Origin of the sequence: Dyella jejuensis (assembly GCF_044904675.1) — a bacterium.
Taxonomy (GTDB): Bacteria; Pseudomonadota; Gammaproteobacteria; order Xanthomonadales; family Rhodanobacteraceae; genus Dyella_B; species Dyella_B jejuensis.
The window spans coordinates 1-281 of sequence record NZ_JADIKJ010000106.1; the positions used below are offsets into that span (position 1 = coordinate 1).

The window sequence follows — 281 nt, forward strand, 5'->3', positions numbered from 1 at the left end:
AGGCTCCAACTCTTGAGAGAATGGAGCCATGACAAAGTTAAAACAGTTTTCCCCGGAAGTCCGCGAGCGTGCGGTGCGGATGGTGCAGGAGCACCGTGGTGAATACCCATCGTTGTGGGCGGCGGTCGAGTCGATCGCGCTGAAGATCGGCTGTGTGCCGCAAACACTGCTGACGTGGGTACAGCGGCAAGAGGTCGATGCCGGGGTGAGAGACGGTGTGACCACCGCTGAAGCCAAGCGCGTCAAAGAGCTGGAACGCGAGGTCAAGGAGCTGCGCCGGG

The 281-nt window shown here is 60.9% G+C and carries 1 protein-coding gene; it reads left to right on the forward strand.

What is annotated here, in order from left to right; genetic code table 11:
* Positions 1–28: 28 nt before the first annotated feature.
* The coding region (locus ISP15_RS18510; protein WP_404549494.1) for a transposase at positions 29–281 on the forward strand (253 nt) is incomplete at its 3' end.